16 protein-coding genes are annotated in these 14,886 nt (G+C 73.3%); 11 read left to right on the forward strand and 5 right to left on the reverse strand.

The genetic code is table 11. The annotated features are described in order from the left end of the window. Positions 1-170 precede the first annotated feature (170 nt). The 3 genes from ACIPUC_RS18495 to ACIPUC_RS18505 all read left to right on the forward strand — a co-directional run bounded on the left by ACIPUC_RS18495 (position 171) and on the right by ACIPUC_RS18505 (position 2,133). Positions 171-800, forward strand: coding sequence for a DJ-1/PfpI family protein (locus ACIPUC_RS18495; RefSeq protein ID WP_446590607.1), 630 nt, complete (start codon positions 171-173; stop codon positions 798-800). Beyond that, entirely contained in the window at positions 793-1,290 is a 498-nt protein-coding gene (locus ACIPUC_RS18500; RefSeq protein WP_446590608.1) for a MarR family winged helix-turn-helix transcriptional regulator, read from the forward strand. Before ACIPUC_RS18495 ends, ACIPUC_RS18500 begins: the two co-directional genes overlap by 8 nt. A 456-nt stretch (positions 1,291-1,746) precedes the next feature. Further along, positions 1,747-2,133, forward strand: coding sequence for a nuclear transport factor 2 family protein (locus ACIPUC_RS18505; protein ID WP_446590609.1), 387 nt, complete (start codon positions 1,747-1,749; stop codon positions 2,131-2,133). A 2-nt stretch (positions 2,134-2,135) separates the two neighbouring features. On the opposite strand, the gene ACIPUC_RS18510 is transcribed toward ACIPUC_RS18505, so the two are convergent. Beyond that, the gene (locus tag ACIPUC_RS18510; RefSeq protein ID WP_446590610.1) at positions 2,136-2,615 is read right to left on the reverse strand and encodes an HIT family protein; all 480 of its coding nucleotides are present in this window, start codon (positions 2,613-2,615) and stop codon (positions 2,136-2,138) included. A gap of 188 nt (positions 2,616-2,803) precedes the next feature. Between ACIPUC_RS18510 and ACIPUC_RS18515 the strand changes: the two genes are divergently transcribed. From ACIPUC_RS18515 to ACIPUC_RS18545, 7 genes are all read left to right on the forward strand, one after another. Beyond that, entirely contained in the window at positions 2,804-3,814 is a 1,011-nt protein-coding gene (locus ACIPUC_RS18515; protein WP_446590612.1) for an alpha/beta hydrolase, read from the forward strand. Further along, positions 3,807-5,009 (forward strand): acyltransferase family protein, encoded by a 1,203-nt coding sequence (locus tag ACIPUC_RS18520; protein ID WP_446590613.1) that lies wholly within the window; start codon positions 3,807-3,809, stop codon positions 5,007-5,009. Before ACIPUC_RS18515 ends, ACIPUC_RS18520 begins: the two co-directional genes overlap by 8 nt. A gap of 10 nt (positions 5,010-5,019) precedes the next feature. Further along, a complete protein-coding gene (locus tag ACIPUC_RS18525) occupies positions 5,020-6,354 on the forward strand; it encodes a sensor histidine kinase (protein ID WP_446590615.1) in 1,335 nt (444 codons plus the stop codon). Continuing rightward, positions 6,351-7,022: a response regulator gene (locus ACIPUC_RS18530; RefSeq protein ID WP_215143277.1), complete on the forward strand. Its 672-nt coding sequence runs from the start codon at positions 6,351-6,353 to the stop codon at positions 7,020-7,022. Before ACIPUC_RS18525 ends, ACIPUC_RS18530 begins: the two co-directional genes overlap by 4 nt. An 89-nt stretch (positions 7,023-7,111) precedes the next feature. After that, positions 7,112-8,467 (forward strand): sensor histidine kinase, encoded by a 1,356-nt coding sequence (locus tag ACIPUC_RS18535; RefSeq protein WP_446590616.1) that lies wholly within the window; start codon positions 7,112-7,114, stop codon positions 8,465-8,467. Continuing rightward, a complete protein-coding gene (locus ACIPUC_RS18540) occupies positions 8,464-9,123 on the forward strand; it encodes a response regulator (RefSeq protein WP_446590618.1) in 660 nt (219 codons plus the stop codon). Before ACIPUC_RS18535 ends, ACIPUC_RS18540 begins: the two co-directional genes overlap by 4 nt. Positions 9,124-9,132: 9 nt before the next feature. Beyond that, positions 9,133-10,341: a cytochrome P450 gene (locus ACIPUC_RS18545; RefSeq protein WP_446590620.1), complete on the forward strand. Its 1,209-nt coding sequence runs from the start codon at positions 9,133-9,135 to the stop codon at positions 10,339-10,341. A gap of 10 nt (positions 10,342-10,351) precedes the next feature. Here the strand turns inward: ACIPUC_RS18545 and ACIPUC_RS18550 are convergent, their stop codons facing one another. Then, positions 10,352-11,935 (reverse strand): ABC transporter permease, encoded by a 1,584-nt coding sequence (locus tag ACIPUC_RS18550; protein WP_446590621.1) that lies wholly within the window; start codon positions 11,933-11,935, stop codon positions 10,352-10,354. Further along, positions 11,932-12,873 carry an ABC transporter ATP-binding protein gene (locus tag ACIPUC_RS18555; RefSeq protein ID WP_446590623.1) on the reverse strand — a complete coding sequence of 314 codons (942 nt, stop codon included), beginning with the start codon at positions 12,871-12,873 and terminating at the stop codon, positions 11,932-11,934. The genes ACIPUC_RS18550 and ACIPUC_RS18555 overlap by 4 nt, the downstream gene beginning before the upstream one ends. 75 nt (positions 12,874-12,948) lie before the next feature. Here ACIPUC_RS18555 and ACIPUC_RS18560 point away from each other — a divergent pair, with 75 nt between their 5' ends. Beyond that, complete coding sequence (locus tag ACIPUC_RS18560) at positions 12,949-13,440, forward strand: GbsR/MarR family transcriptional regulator (protein ID WP_446590625.1); 492 nt, start codon at positions 12,949-12,951, stop codon at positions 13,438-13,440. Here the strand turns inward: ACIPUC_RS18560 and ACIPUC_RS18565 are convergent. After that, a complete protein-coding gene (locus tag ACIPUC_RS18565; protein WP_446590626.1) occupies positions 13,413-13,952 on the reverse strand; it encodes a hypothetical protein in 540 nt (179 codons plus the stop codon). The genes ACIPUC_RS18560 and ACIPUC_RS18565 overlap by 28 nt on opposite strands. Beyond that, positions 13,949-14,779: a diacylglycerol kinase gene (locus tag ACIPUC_RS18570; protein ID WP_446591156.1), complete on the reverse strand. Its 831-nt coding sequence runs from the start codon at positions 14,777-14,779 to the stop codon at positions 13,949-13,951. The genes ACIPUC_RS18565 and ACIPUC_RS18570 overlap by 4 nt, the downstream gene beginning before the upstream one ends. Between the last annotated feature and the right edge of the window lie 107 nt (positions 14,780-14,886).

Genomic DNA, 14,886 nt, shown 5'->3' on the forward strand with positions numbered 1-14,886 from the left:
GTGCGCAGGTGGGAAGGGATATCGGCGGACTGTATGGGGGTGGGGGGCCGGTCTCGGCAGTCTGTCTGCCACGCCACCACCCCTCGCAAGCATTGACAGCATGCTGCCTACATGACAGCCTATTGTCATAAGGCAGGTCGTGAAGCACGTCAACGCCGGAGGCGATCACGATGAACGAGACCCCGCGCAAGCCCGTCCACCTCGCCGTCTACGACACGTACGCGGACTGGGAGACCGGCCACACCACGGCGCACCTGACGCAGCGCGGCCACCAGGTCCGTACCGTCGGCCCGGCCGCCGATCGGCCGGTCACCACCATGGGCGGCGTCCGCATCCAGCCCGACCTGGCCCTGGCGGACCTGCGGCCGCAGGACTCCTCCCTGCTGATCCTCACCGGCGCCTCGCTGTGGGACACCGGCGAGGAGCTGGCACCGTTCGCGGCGAAGGCCCGGGAGTTCCTGGCCGCGGGCGTGCCGGTCGCGGCGATCTGCGGAGCCACGGCGGGCCTCGCCCGGGAGGGCCTGCTGGACGGGTACGCCCACACCAGCGCGGCCCCCTTCTACCTGGCGGAGCAGCCGGGCTACGCGGGCGCCGAGCGGTACGTCGAGGCCGACGCGGTGACCGACGGCGACCTGATCACGGCGGGGCCGACGGAACCGGTGGCGTTCGCCCGCGAGGTCTTCGCCCGGCTGGACGTGTACAAGCCGGACGTACTGGACGCGTGGTACCGGCTGTTCCACGACTCGGACGCGAGCGCGTATCCGGTCCTGATGGCGGCGGCGGAGGCGGGCGATGCGTGAGCCGGGGGCGGAGCCGGCGGTACCGGAGCCTCTGCCGGTGCGCGCCCGTCAGGACCTCCTGAGCCGGACCGCGCTCGGGGTGTTCCGGCTCAACGGCCAGTTCCTCGCGGTGTCGGAGGAACTGGCCCGCCCGGCCGGCCTGACCGCGGCTTGGTGGCAGGTGCTCGGCGCCGTACTCCGTGAGCCCCTCCCGGTCGCCGGCATCGCCCGCGCCATGGGCATCACACGGCAGAGCGTCCAGCGCATCGCCGACCTGCTCGCCGCCAAGGGCCTGGCGGAGTACGTCCCGAACCCGGCGCACCGCCGCGCCAAACTCCTGCGCCCGACCGAAGCGGGCCGCGCGGCGATCGCCCGCATCACCCCGGGCCACGCCGCCCTGGCCACCCGCCTGGCAGAAGAACTGGGCGACGCCGCCTTCGCCGAAACGGTCGACGCCCTGACCCGCCTGACAGCAGCCCTGGACGCCATAACGACTCCACCCGAAGCCTGATCCCCCACCTTCAGGGCCCACCCCAACCCGACCCGACCACCCTCCAACCCGCGGGGACCGCCCCAACCCGGACGGCCACCCCAACCCCACCCGGCCACCCGCAACCCGCGGGGCCGCCCCAGCCCGCAGGGCCAGCCCCAACGCCGCCGGCGCTTGAGGCGCGGGGCGCGGGCGGAGCCCCGATCTTGTAGCCCCGCCCAGCCACCCCCAGCCCCGCCGGCGTTTGAGGCGCGGGGCGCGGGCGGAGCCCCGATCTTGTAGCCCCGCCGGCGTTTGAGGCGCGGGGCCCGGGGCGGAGCCCCAGCAGCCGACCCGCGGCCGAACCCGCGAAGCCCTGCGGCCCCCGGACCCCGCCCAGCCCCGCAGGGCCCGGCAGGGCCCCGGCGAATGTGTCGATGTCAATAACCCTGCAAGCAACGCTTGTTGCACCCGACACCCCCGTCGGACACTCCCCCCATGGAGCCGATGAACGTAGTGGCACGCCTGTGGCAGCGCATAGAGGCCCGCGACTGGGACGGCGTAGCCGACCTCATCGCCGAGGACGCCGTCATCGAATGGCCCGTGAGCGGCGAACGCATCGTCGGCCGCGCCAACTTCATCGCCGTGAACAGCGACGACGGCTACACCGTCGAAAGATCCGTGGAACTGCTGCGCATCCTCGCCGACGGGGACCTCGTCGTCACCGAGGTCGAGGTGCCCCAGGACCACGTGCTCTACCGGGCCGTCTCCCTCTGGACGGTACGGGACGGCGAGATCGTCGGTGCCCGGGAGTACTGGACCAGCCCCGGCCAGGACCCGGCACCCCGCTGGCGCGCGGGCTACGTGGAACCCCTGACGACCTGACCTCACGCCCCGCCGAGGACGTCCAGCTCCTGCCCGATGGCATCCCGCAGCCCGTCGTGGCGGTCGCTCAGCGCGTGCCGCTCGCCGCGCCAGTACTCCTCCCCGTACAGCCAGACGGGCAGCCGGACGCGGTCGGCGGGCTCCCAGTCGTAGCGCGGCCAGATGTGGGCGTGGAGGTACGGGTCGGTGTTGCCCAGGATCTCGATGTTCACCCGGCGGAACGCGGGGTCGAGGCGGCGGCAGGCCCGTTCGACGGCCTCGGCGAGCCGTTCCATGCCGGTGAGGTACGCGGCCCTGCGCGCACGGGGCAGGTCGGAGAGCCGGCTCACGGCGGGATCGTCGGTGAGCAGGACGGAGTACCCGGGCAGGAACTGCCGGTCCCCGATCACGGCGAAGCCCGCGTCGAGGCGGCGCAGGACGGTCGGGTTCTGCCCGCGGTGCGCAGTGCCGATGCGGTCGTGGCGCCAGTCGGTTTCGCTCATCCATCGACTCTAACCAACCGCCCTCACCAGCGACTTCGCGCCGGTCCTGCCTCTCAGGTAACCCCTGTCATACCTGAGAGCTACGTAGGAACACGGCTCTGGAGCGGGACGCCGACGACGGGGCGCGATTTCTAACTTCGGAAGCGGAGAAGGGCGCTGACGGCTCTTCCGAACCGAAGGAAGAGACGATGGCGACGGGGACGACGACAAACACCGGCAGCGCCGCGGCGACGGGCGCGGCGAGCGGTCGCGGCCTGCCGACGGGCCGGCTGCGCCGCACCCTGCTGGCCGCGCTGGTCGCGGCGGCGGTCGTGGTTCCGGTGTCCGCCGCTGCCGCCTCCCCTGACGTCCCCGCGCCCGTACCCGCGGCGTTCGCCGAGTCCGCTGCGCCCCACGTCCGGTACACGGCCAACCGTGCCAACCTCGCCGAGGCGGCCGGGATGGCGGCGGGCGCCGGACGCACCGGGCGGGCCGCGAAGCTGGACGCCATGGACGCAGCCGGTACGGCGCAGTTCCTCGCCTTCGACGGCCGGGGACGGGGCCGGGCCGTCGAGGTGTTCGGCGATCTGGAAACCGCCGACCGGGTCACCGTCCTGGTGCCCGGGTCCGACACGACGCTCGACACCTACCAAAGGTTCCGTGCCGGGGCTGTCTCCCTTCAGCAGCGCCTCCAGGCCGAGCATCCGCGCTCCGCCGTGGTCGCCTGGCTGGGGTACGACACCCCCGGCACGGTCAGCACGACCGTGCTGACCGCCGCTCGCGCCGACGAGGCCGCCGCCGAACTGGGGCCCTTCCTCGACCGGTTGCGGCACATGGCCGGGCCCGGCGCCCGCCTCTCCCTGCTGTGCCACTCGTACGGCTCGGTCGTCTGCGCCCGTACGGGGACCGGGCCCGCGGTCGGCGACATGGTCCTGTTCGGCAGCCCGGGCACGGGGGCCGACTCCGCCCGGGACCTCCCGACGGGGGCCCGGGTCTGGGCCGGGCGGGGCGGCGGCGACTGGATCGGCAATGTCCCGCACGCCCGGCTCGGCGCGATCGGCTTCGGCACCGACCCCGTCGACCCCGCCTTCGGAGCCCGGGCGTTCGCCGCCGGTCCCGCCGGGCACAGCGACTACCTCAAGCCCGGCACCGAGTCCCTGGACAGTCTCGCCGCCATCGTCCTGGGCACCGCCACCGCCTCGGAGGCTTCCCATGCGTGAGCTCCGCGCCCGCTGGTCCGTCCTGGCCGAGGGCATCGACGCGGCCACGCCGGCCGACCGCGACCGCGCCGTGGACGCGCTGCGGGCCTTCGCGATCCTCGGCGTGGTGCTCGGCCACTGGCTGGTCACCGCCCTGACCACTGCCAACGGCGGGCTGAGCAACACCAGTCCGCTGGCGTACACGAGCTGGCTGGCCCCGGTGTCCTGGGTGTTCCAGACACTGGCCGTCTTCTTCCTCGTCGGCGGGCATGTCGCCGCCCTCGGCTACGCCTCGGCGCGGCAGCGCGGGGACTCGTACCGCACCTGGGCCGGCGGGCGGCTGGGCCGGCTGTTCCGTCCGGTCGCCGCCGTCCTCATCCTGTGGACGGTCGTGGCGGGCGGGATGCTGATCGGCGGAGTCGAAGTCACCACCGTCCAGACGCTGGTCAAGCTGGTGCTCTCCCCCCTGTGGTTCCTGCTGGTGTTCGCCGCGCTGACCGCCGCGACCCCTCTCGTGGCCCGGCTCCATCCGCTGTGGCCGCTGGCCGTGGTGGCGGGCGTCGACGTGTGGCGCTTCGGGCTCGGCGGGCCCGAATGGGCGGGCTGGGTCAACGTGGCCGCCGGCTGGCTCGTCCCCTACACCCTGGGCGCCGCCTGGTCCCGAGGGGCGTTCGCCCGGCGCGGGCCCGCGCTCCTGCTGCTCACCGCGGGCGCCGTCGCCACCGGCGCGCTGATCCTGTGGGGCGGATACCCGGCGTCGATGGTCGGCGTCCCCGGGGCCGCCGTGTCGAACCTGAACCCGCCGACGCTCGCCGCGGTCGCGTTCGGACTGGCCCAGTGCGGGCTGGCCCTCCTGGTGCGCGAGCCGCTGGCCCGGGCCATGCGACGGCCGGGGGCCTGGGCGAAGGTGGCTCTGGTGAACCTCTCCGCCATGACGGTCTTCCTCTGGCACCAGACCGCCATGATGGCCGTCACCGCCCTCGGGCTGCTGGCCCCCGCTGACCTGCCCGGGCTGCACACCGTGCCCGACTCGCTGGTGTGGATACCGGCCCGGCTGCTGTGGCTGCCCGCGTTCGCCGCCGCGCTGACGGTGTGCTGGGCCGCGTTCCGCGCGTACGAGCGGGGCGGCCGCCCGAAGCCGCAGGGCACCATGCGCATCGCCTCCGGCTCCCCCCACCTGGCGACGGCCCCCGTCAAGGAAATCACCCATGCCTAGGCTGGAGCCCGTGAGCAAGCCCAGCGAGTCCCCGGTACCCGACGTCCGCGAAAACCGCAGCGGCCGTCCAGCGCTGCGCGGCCTGGCCCGGGAGCTGCTCACCCTGGAGTGGGACCCGCTTCCCCGCATGTCGCGGCCGCGCTGGCTGGCCTGGCTGCCGCATGTGGCCGTCGCCTACGCGGCCGTGGCGTCCTGCGCCCTCACGGTCTCGCAGCTCGAGGACCACTACAAGGTCACCGGTGGCCCCGTCGTCGCGATGGCCCTCCTGACCGGTGGCTCCATCGTTCTCGGGATGTTCCGGCCCCTCGCCGGCTGGTGGCTCGGCCTCGTCACCGCGGCCATGGTGGCGTGGACCATCTACGGCAACGTCGGTCAGGGCCAGTCCTGGCCGTGGACACCCGCCGGGGCCTTCACGTTCGCTCCGCTGATCCTGCTGGTGGCGCTGCGAATGCCGGCCCGGGTGACGATCGGGGTCGTGGGACTGTCGATCCTCTACTCCGGGCTGGCCGAGACCGCCTTCAGGCCGCCGGGCAGTCAGACGGTGCTGCCGGGCATCGCGCTCCTCTTCGGCTTCGTCGGCGTTCTCGGCTATGCCCTCCGCGCGACGCGCCTGACCCGCGGCAAGCTCGTCGAACAGGAGTCCCTCACCGCGGAGGAGCGCGCCCGCCGCACGCTGCTGGAGGAGCGCAGCCGCATCGCCCGCGAGCTGCACGATGTCGTCGCGCACCACATGTCGGTCATCTCCATCCAGGCGCAGGTCGCCCCGCACCTGGTGGACAACCCGTCGGAGGAGCTCAAGGAGAATCTCGCGGGCATCCGGGAGAACGCGCTGGAGGCCCTGACCGAGCTGCGGCGGGTGCTGGGCGTGCTGCGCTCCGAGCAAACCGACGATCCGGCGAACCCTCACCATCCTCAGCCGACCCTCGCCGAGCTGGAAGGCCTCGTGGACAACGTGCGGGGGGCCGGACTGCATGTCACCACCGAGATCGCGGGGATACGCCGGCCGCTGACGCCCGGCGTCGAGCTCACCGCGTACCGGATCGTGCAGGAGGCGCTGAGCAACTGCCTGCGCCATGCGCCCGGTTCGCGGGTCGAGGTGGGCATCGCGTACGGGCCGCACGACCTGCACCTGTGCGTGGCCAACACCGAGCCGACCCGGCCGGCCCCGCCCTCGCCGGGCGCGGGGCACGGGCTGCTGGGCATGCGGGAGCGGGCAGGCATGCTGGGGGGCGAGCTGGCCGCCGGTCCCCTGCCCAGCGGGGGGTACGAGGTGACCGCGGTACTTCCGATGGATCCGCAGGACAAGCCCGGCGGTTTCGCACCCGAGACGACGAGGGATTCATGAGCACCCCGATCAAGGTGATGATCGCCGACGACCAGATGATGGTCCGGCAGGGCTTCACCGTGCTTCTCAACGCCCAGCCCGACATCGAGGTGGTCGGCCAGGCCGTCGACGGGGCCGACGCCGTGGCCAAGGTCGGCGAACTAGGGCCGGACGTGGTGCTGATGGACATCCGCATGCCCGGGATGGGCGGGATCGAGGCCACGTCCGTCATCACGGGCGCCGCGGGCGCCACCGTGAAGGTGCTCGTGCTGACCACCTTCGACCTCGACGAGTACGTGTACGAGGCGCTGCGGGCCGGGGCCTCCGGGTTCCTGCTCAAGGACGCGTCGGCCGATCAGCTCGCGGAGGCGGTGCGGGTGGTGGCCGCCGGGGAAGCGCTGCTGTCGCCGAACATCACGAAGCGGCTGATCACCGAGTTCTCCCGGCTGGGGGCGCCGCGCGCGCCGTCGCGGGCGCGGATCGACGAGCTGACGGAGCGGGAGACCGAGGTCCTGTCACTCGTGGCCCAGGGCCTGTCGAACGCGGAGATCGCGGCCCACCTGACCGTGGCCGAGCAGACCGTGAAGACCCACGTGGGCAGGATCCTGGTGAAGCTCGGGCTGCGGGACCGCACCCAGGCGGCGGTGTTCGCCTACGAGACCGGCCTGGTCCGTCCGACGGGCTACTGACGTCACCCGTGTAGTACCTGAGGGGGACCCGGGGAAATCCCCTCAGGTGGCGACGCGGACCAGGGAGGTACGGACCTACGGTTGTGCGCATGACCGAGACGACCACCGGGGGGACAGCCCGGACGCCTGAGATCAGAATGGCATCGGGGTTGATCGAGACCCTGCGCCAGGACCTCTTCACCGACGCCTTCGCCTACCGGCCCCTGCCCCTGGCGGAGACATCCGGGCGCTTCGTGCGGCGGCTTCCCGGGGCGATACGCCAGTACGCGCCGTGGAGGCAGTACGCGGCGGTGGGGGCGCTGGCGTTCTTCGTCCTGGTGTTCACGAGCACCACGCAGTCGGGCTATCTCGGCGAAACCGGCAGCTTCGCCACGGGGGTCATGGCCACGATCCCGGTGGCCATGACGCTGGTGCGGCCGATCGGCGCGTGGTGGGCGGCCGTGGCGATGACACTGGTGCTCGCCGTGGTCGGCGGTGGCGCGGACTGGCCCTGGAGCCCGGGCAGCTTCCTCTCCCACCTCCTGGTCATGGTCCTCGTCACCCTGCGGACCGGCCCCCGGGTCGCGGCCTGGATGTGGACGCTCACCCTCGCGCTCGGCTTCGCGATAACCGTGCTGCTCGGCAACGGGTACGGGACCGGACTGCCGCAGATGGCGGTGACCTCGGCCTTCGCGCTGGCGATCGCGAGCAGCGTCCAAATACGCCGCTCCGCCAAGGCGGAGGTGAGCGCGCAGCAGGAGGTCACGGCCGTCGAGCGGGACAAGCGGACGCTGCTGGAGGAGCGGACCACGATCGCGCGGGAACTGCACGACGTGGTGGCCCACCACATGTCGGTGGTGGCGATCCAGGCGGAGGCCGCGCCGTACCGGGTGAAGAACCCGCCGCCGGAGCTGGAGGCGGCGTTCGCCACCATCCGGGAGAACGCGGTGGCGGCGCTGACGGAGCTGCGTCGGGTGCTGGGCGTGGTGCGCTCCGCGGACTACGAGGCTCCGGACGCCCCGCAGCCGACGCTGGCCTCGCTCGACGGGCTGCTCGCCAATGTGCGGGAGGCGGGGCTGAGTGTGCAGAAGACGGTCACGGGTGCGATGCGGGAACTGCCGCAGGGGGTGGAGCTGTCGGCGTACCGGATCATCCAGGAGGCCCTGAGCAACACCCTGCGGCACGCGCCGGGGGCGACGGCCTCGGTGGAGGTCTCGTACGTGCTGGGCGGCCTGGGGATACGCGTCGTCAACGGGGCGGCGACCGGGGACGTACGGCCCTCGCCGGGGGCCGGGCACGGGATCACCGGGATGCGGGAGCGGGTGGCCATGCTGGAGGGGGAGATGACGGCCGGCGACACCGCGGAAGGCGGGTACGAGGTGGCGGTGTTCATACCGGTGCGCCACCGCGCGGAGCCGGCCGCCGAGTCTCAGAAGGACACGGGGAAAGAGGCGGGGGCGGCATGACGATCAGGGTGCTGATCGTCGACGACCAGATGATGGTCCGCGAGGGGTTCTCCGTCCTGCTGAACGCCATGGAGGGCATCGAGGTCGTCGGTGAGGCCGTCGACGGCCGTGAGGCCATCGCGCAGGTGGCGGCGCTGCGGCCGGATGTGGTGCTGATGGACATCCGGATGCCGCAGATGAACGGGCTGGAGGCGACGCGGGAGATCGTGGCGGCCGACACGGACGCGAAGGTGCTGGTCCTGACGACCTTCGACCTCGACGAGTACGTGTACCAGGCGCTGCGGGCCGGGGCCTCCGGGTTCCTGCTCAAGGACGCGTCGGCCCGTCAGCTGGCCGACGGGGTACGGGTGGTGGCGGCGGGGGAGGCGCTGCTGGCTCCGTCGGTGACCAAGCGGCTGATCGCGGAGTTCTCGAAGCTCGCCGAGGCGCCGCGGGTCGCGGATCCGGCGGGGCTGGGCGAGTTGACGGAGCGGGAGAAGGAGGTGCTGGTGCTCATCGCACAGGGTCTGTCCAACGGGGAGATAGCCGGCCGGCTGATCGTCGCCGAGTCCACGATCAAGACCCACGTGAGCCGGATCCTGGTGAAGCTGGGCCTGCGGGACCGCACCCAGGCGGCGGTCTTCGCCTATGAGACCCGGCTGGTGACTCCGTCGTAGGGTGCGGGGATGGGCTTTGATCCGTGGGATGCCGCATTCGTCGCCGATCCGTATCCGGCGTACCGGGAGCTGCGGGAGCAGGGGCGGGCGGTGTGGTGCGAGCCCACCGGGCAGTGGCTGGTGCCGCACTACGCCGATGTGAGTGCGCTGCTGCGGGACCGGCGGTTGGGGAGGACCTACCTGCACCGGTTCTCGCACGAGGAGTTCGGGCGCGAAGCGCCGCCCGCGGAGCACGAGCCCTTTCACGTGCTCAACGGCAACGGTCTGTTGGACCTGGAGGACCCCGCGCACGCGCGGGTGCGCAGGCTGGTCGCGAAGGCCTTCACCCCGCGTACGGTGGAGCGGCTGGTGCCCGCCGTACGGCGGATGGCCGGCGAGCTGGTGGGGCAGCTGCTCGCGGACGGGGGCGGGGATCTGCTCACCGTGGTCGCCGAGCCGCTGCCCGTGGCGGTGATCGCGGAGCTGCTGGGCGTGCCCGAGGCGGACCGGGGGCTGCTGCGGCCCTGGTCGGCGGACATCTGCGGGATGTTCGAGCTCCGGCCCGACGAGGAGACGGCCCGGCGCGCGGTGCGGGCGAGCGTCGAGTTCAGTGCGTACCTGCGCGGACTGATCGCCGAGCGGCGCGCACGCCCCGGGGAGGACCTGATCTCCGGTCTGATCGCCGCTCACGACGAGGAGGGGAGGCTCAGCGAGCAGGAGATGATCTCCACGTGCGTGCTCCTGTTGAACGCCGGGCACGAGGCCACCGTCAACACCACGGTCAACGGCTGGTGGGCCCTGTTCCGCCATCCCGGTCAGCTCGCCGCGCTGCGCGCCGATCCGAATCCCGAAAAGTTGTCCACAGCTGTGGATGAACTCATGCGCTACGACACTCCCCTCCAGATGTTCGAGCGCTGGGTCCTCGACGACATCCGGATCGGGGACACCGAGATCCCCCGCGGGGCCGAGGTCGCGCTGCTCTTCGGGTCCGCGAACCGGGATCTCGCGCGGTTCGCCGATCCCGACGCGCTGGACCTCGTACGGGCCGACAATCCGCATCTGTCCTTCGGGGCCGGGATCCACTACTGCCTGGGGGCGCCGCTGGCGCGCCGGGAGCTGGAGGCCTCCTTCGGGGCGCTGCTGGCAGACGGAGTCCCGCCCCTGCGGCTCGTCGAGGAGCCGCAGTGGCGGGACGGGTACGTCATCCGGGGACTGGAGCGCTTGCTCGTGGCGTTCTAGCCGCCGAGGCCTAGGCCGCCATGTCGCGGCGGCGCAGGGCCGCGAGGCCGGCGCCCGTCAGGGCCGCCGCCAGCGCCGTCAGGGTCAGCAGCGGGGCCCAGGCCAGGGCCTCGGCGCCCGGCAGCTTCGGCAGGTGGGCGAAGGGCGAAAGGTTCATGACGGCCCCGGGGAGTTCCAGTGCGGGGCCGATCCAGCCGAGGGCCAGCGCTGCCCCGGCCACCGCCCAGGCAGCCACCGCGTACGTGGGGAGCGCCCCGTACAGCAGGGCGGCGACGGCGCCGATCACCCAGACCGCCGGGAGCTGCGCGAGCGCGGCGCCGACCGCCTCGACGACGCCCTCGGCTGACTGGCCGTGCCCGACGCCCAGCCCGAGCCCCCCGAGCAGCAGGATCAGCGCCGAGCCGCCGAAGGCCACGGCCAGGTGGCCGCCGGCCCAGCGCAGCCGGCCGACCGCGTTCGCGAGCAGCGGTTCGGCGCGCTGCCCCGACTCCTCGCCGCTCAGCCGCAGCACCGCCGAGACGATGTACAGGGCGGCGACCAGGCCGAGCATCCCCGCCATCGTGGCGAGGAAGGCGTCGGCGATCCCGCTCTGACCACCCATCCGCTCGATGATCTCCCGGGTCTTCTCGTTGTCGCCGACCAGCTCGGCGGCACCGTCCGTCATCCCGCCGAAGACCACACCGGCGGCGAGGAAGCCCAGGCTCCAGCCGATCAGGCTGCCGCGCTGCAGCCGCCAGGCCAGCGCGCCGGCCGAGCCGATCCGGCCCTCCGCGGGGCCGGGGCGGGCGGGCAGGAAGCTCATGCCCACGTCGCGGCGCCCGGCCAGCAGGTACGCCGCCGCCACCTGCGCGCTCACGGCCGCGGCGAACACGGCGAACACCCACCAGCGTTCGGCGGCGAAGGCCCGTACGTGCTCCAGCCACCCCAGCGGCGAGATCCACGTCAGCACCGACGAGCCGGTCTGCGAGCCCGCGTCGCCCGCGGCGCGCAGGACGAAGGCCGCGCCGAGCATCGCCCCGGTGAGCCCCTTCGCGAGCCGCGCGCTCTCGGTGAGCTGGGCCGCCATGGCCGCCAGTCCCGCGAAGACCATCCCCGTCGCGCCGAGGGCGAGCCCGAGGGCCGATGCGCCGCCGGTACCCCGCCCGGCGAGGCCGGCGGTCACGACGAGCGCGACGAGCCCGTTCGCGACGAGGGCGGTGAGCAGCGCGGCCGTCATCGGGGCCCGGCGCCCCACCATGGCGGCGGAGAGCAGTTCCTGACGGCCCGTCTCCTCCTCCTCACGGGTGTGCCGGACCACGATGACCAGGCTCATGACCCCGGCGAGCAGCCCGGCGAAGACCCCGCTGCGCCAAGCGGTCAGGGCGCCGACCGAGTCGCCGAACAGCGGGCCGTACAGGGCGCGCAGGGAGCCGTTGGCACCCATCGTGACGACCAGCCGGGCCCGTTCGGCGGGCGTCGCGTACACGGATTCGAGGGCGGCGGGCATGCTCAGCACAAGCAGCGACACGACCGTGATCCAGACCGGCATCATCACGCGGTCGCGGCGCAGGGCCAGCCGCAGCAGGGCGCCCGTCCCGGCGAGTTGGTTCTTCATCGCGACGCACCTTCCGCGCCCGCACCCATACCCGCACTCGCACCCGCACCCTCGTCCTCGTCCTCGTAGTGGCGCAGGAACAGTTCCTCGAGGGTGGGCGGGGTCGAGGTCAGCGACCGCACGCCCGAGGCGGTGAGGGCGCGCAGTACCGCGTCCAGCTTGTCGGTGTCGGCCTGGAGGCTGACCCGCAGGCCCTGCACCCGCACGTCGTACACGCCCGGCAGGTGGGTGAGGCCATTGGGCGGACCGGCGAGCTCGGCGCTGATCGACGTACGGGTCAGGTGGCGCAGGCCGGCGAGGGTGCCCGTCTCGACGGTGCGGCCCTTGCGGATGATGCTGACCCGGTCGCAGAGGGCCTCGACCTCGCTGAGGATGTGCGAGCTGAGCAGCACGGTGCGCCCGGCGGCGCGGGCCTCGGCGACGCAGGACCGGAAGACCTCCTCCATCAGCGGGTCGAGGCCGGAGGTGGGTTCGTCGAGGATGAGCAGCTCGGCGTCGGAGGAGAAGGCGGCGACCAGGGCGACCTTCTGCCGGTTGCCCTTGGAGTACGTACGGCCCTTCTTGGTCGGGTCCAGCTCGAACCGCTCGATCAGCTCGGCGCGGCGGGCCCGGTCGAGGCCCCCGCGCAGCCGCCCGTAGAGGTCGATGACCTCGCCGCCGGAGAGGTTGCGCCACAAGGTGACGTCGCCGGGCACGTAGGCGATGCGACGGTGCAGGGCCACGGCGTCGGCCCACGGGTCGCCGCCGAGGAGTTCGGCGGCGCCGGAGTCGGCGCGCAGCAAGCCCAGCAGGACCCGGATGGTGGTGGACTTCCCGGCGCCGTTGGGGCCGAGGAAGCCGTGGACCTCGCCGGTGGCGACGGAGAGGTCGAGTCCGTCCAGTGCGTGGGTGCGGCCGAACGCCTTGTGGAGCCCGGCGACGCTGATTGCCTTCGTCATGTTTCAGAACGTACGCTTCTTTCACAAATTTGTGAAGCTAAGAAATCGCATAAAGTTGGGAAGGTGGCGGATGAGATGGCAGACGAGATGGCGGTACGGGACGCGGAAGCGGTCTCCCGCTTCGTGGAGCGGTTCGCCGCGCAGCTGACCGAGGCGGGGATGCCCCGGATGGCCGCGCGGGTCTTCGCGCAGCTGCTGGCGAGCGACGAGGCCGCGATGACCTCGGCGGAGCTCGGCGAAGCGCTCCGGATCAGCCCGGCGGCGGTGTCGGGGGCCGTGGCGTACCTGGCGCAGGTCAACATGGTCAGCCGCGAGCGCGAACCGGGCTCCCGGCGGGACCGGTACGTCCTGCACAACGAGCTCTGGTACGAGACCTTCACGCGCCGGGACCAGGTCCTGACCCTGTGGGAGAAGACCCTGCGCGAGGGCGCGGCCGGCCTGGGCGCCGACACCCCGGCCGGGGCGCGGGTCGCCGAGACGGCGGCGTTCTTCGAGTTCATGCAGGGCGAGCTGCTCGGCCTGCTCGACCGCTGGCGGGCCTACCGGGAGACCCTGGACCTGGGCTGAGGCCGGGCCGGGCGGGCCCGGCCCAGCCGGCGGGCCGCCGGGACCCACACCACGCCCCCGACCGGGGGATCCCCGGCCAGCAGGAGCCGTACGGCGCCGCCCCCAGCGCCTGGAGGCAGCACCCGCCGGCCCAGCAGCCCCAAGGTCAGCGCGTCCCGCCGCCCGTCCAGCCCGTCCAGCCCGACCCGCCCGTCCAGCCCGTCCACGAGCAGCACCGGCGGCAGCCACCCCGGCCGCACCACCACGGCCTCGTACGAGGTCCAGCGCGCGGCCGGGTCCCGCAGGGCCCGGCCGGCCCACCGGGCGGCGAGAAGCTCCCGTACCCCGAGCACCACCGGGCTCAGCAGCACCACCAGCGCCACCGGCCGGGTCAGCACCGCCGCGACCAGCGCAGGCCAGCAGAACACCGGCATCAGGCACAGCAGCAGCCCGTCCCGCCGCCAGTCGGCGAGCGCGTCGCGCATCGCCTCCGTCACGGGGGCCGTCACCGGGGCCGTCACCGGGGCCGTCACCGGGGCACGGTGAGCGCCCACGCCGAAGGGTGCAGGGTCCACGTGCGGCGCCGTACCGGCCCGGTCATCGTCGCGTCGGCCCGGTAGCGGAAGTCCGTGCCCGACACCGAGACCGTCTTCGCGCGCGCCGACACCGTCGAACCCGCGCCGCCGCCACCCGTACGGACGACGACCTCCGCGAGGCCCCCGTCCTCCCCGGTGGTCACCGCGACCTCCTCCACCGGCCGGTCCGCGTCCGCCAGCACCACCCCGTCCGCCTCCACCCGCAGCCGCAGCCGGGCCGCGCCACCCGCCCCGACCACCGGGCCGACCAGCGTCCGCACCAGCGAGCGGTACGCGCTCCACACCGAGGGCCGCGCCGGGGGCCCGGCCCCCGCCGCCCGCAGCGGCGGGATGCGCAGCGACCGCAGGACCACCCCGTCGCTGTCGTCCACCAGCAGGTCGCACATCCGTACCGACCCCTCCAGCACCGCCCGCGCCGCCGCGACGGCCGACAGCGGCACGCCCAGCGCCCCGGCCAGCCCCAGCGACCCCGCGGGCCCCACCGGCACCAGCGAAAGAGCACCCTCGGCCAGCCCCCGCTCCCGGTGCAGCAGCCCCACGGCTCGCACCAGAGCCCGGTCGTCGCCCACGATCACCGGCCGCCGATGACCCCGGCGGGCCAGCGCCCGCGCAAACTCCTCCTGCGAATCCGGGAGGCAGATTTTCGCCGCCGCGCCAGCTGACAACACATCTTTCGCGATCCGCACGGACTCGCCGTCAAGACGGCGGGCGACCGGGTCGACGAGCACGAGAAGGCCGCCTACCGGCGCGCCCGCGTGGCTCATGGTGGGCTCTGGAGCCGACACCTCGGTCCTTCCTCGGGTAGCATCTTTGTGCAAGAGGCCCTTGCGCTATTGCGCCAGGGCCTTCGTCTATTCCGGGGTACCGGTCC

This window comes from Streptomyces sp. LARHCF249 (genome assembly GCF_052871255.1).

What these genes read in the sequence shown, in the direction of transcription:
- ACIPUC_RS18495 (WP_446590607.1), top strand. Translation starts at nt 171, where the DNA reads ATGAACGAGACCCCGCGCAAGCCCGTCCACCTCGCCGTCTACGACACG.
- ACIPUC_RS18500 (WP_446590608.1), top strand. Translation starts at nt 793, where the DNA reads ATGCGTGAGCCGGGGGCGGAGCCGGCGGTACCGGAGCCTCTGCCGGTG.
- ACIPUC_RS18505 (WP_446590609.1), top strand. Translation starts at nt 1,747, where the DNA reads ATGGAGCCGATGAACGTAGTGGCACGCCTGTGGCAGCGCATAGAGGCC.
- ACIPUC_RS18510 (WP_446590610.1), bottom strand. Translation starts at nt 2,615, where the DNA reads ATGAGCGAAACCGACTGGCGCCACGACCGCATCGGCACTGCGCACCGC.
- ACIPUC_RS18515 (WP_446590612.1), top strand. Translation starts at nt 2,804, where the DNA reads ATGGCGACGGGGACGACGACAAACACCGGCAGCGCCGCGGCGACGGGC.
- ACIPUC_RS18520 (WP_446590613.1), top strand. Translation starts at nt 3,807, where the DNA reads ATGCGTGAGCTCCGCGCCCGCTGGTCCGTCCTGGCCGAGGGCATCGAC.
- ACIPUC_RS18530 (WP_215143277.1), top strand. Translation starts at nt 6,351, where the DNA reads ATGAGCACCCCGATCAAGGTGATGATCGCCGACGACCAGATGATGGTC.
- ACIPUC_RS18535 (WP_446590616.1), top strand. Translation starts at nt 7,112, where the DNA reads ATGACCGAGACGACCACCGGGGGGACAGCCCGGACGCCTGAGATCAGA.
- ACIPUC_RS18540 (WP_446590618.1), top strand. Translation starts at nt 8,464, where the DNA reads ATGACGATCAGGGTGCTGATCGTCGACGACCAGATGATGGTCCGCGAG.
- ACIPUC_RS18545 (WP_446590620.1), top strand. Translation starts at nt 9,133, where the DNA reads ATGGGCTTTGATCCGTGGGATGCCGCATTCGTCGCCGATCCGTATCCG.
- ACIPUC_RS18550 (WP_446590621.1), bottom strand. Translation starts at nt 11,935, where the DNA reads ATGAAGAACCAACTCGCCGGGACGGGCGCCCTGCTGCGGCTGGCCCTG.
- ACIPUC_RS18555 (WP_446590623.1), bottom strand. Translation starts at nt 12,873, where the DNA reads ATGACGAAGGCAATCAGCGTCGCCGGGCTCCACAAGGCGTTCGGCCGC.
- ACIPUC_RS18560 (WP_446590625.1), top strand. Translation starts at nt 12,949, where the DNA reads ATGGCAGACGAGATGGCGGTACGGGACGCGGAAGCGGTCTCCCGCTTC.
- ACIPUC_RS18570 (WP_446591156.1), bottom strand. Translation starts at nt 14,779, where the DNA reads ATGAGCCACGCGGGCGCGCCGGTAGGCGGCCTTCTCGTGCTCGTCGAC.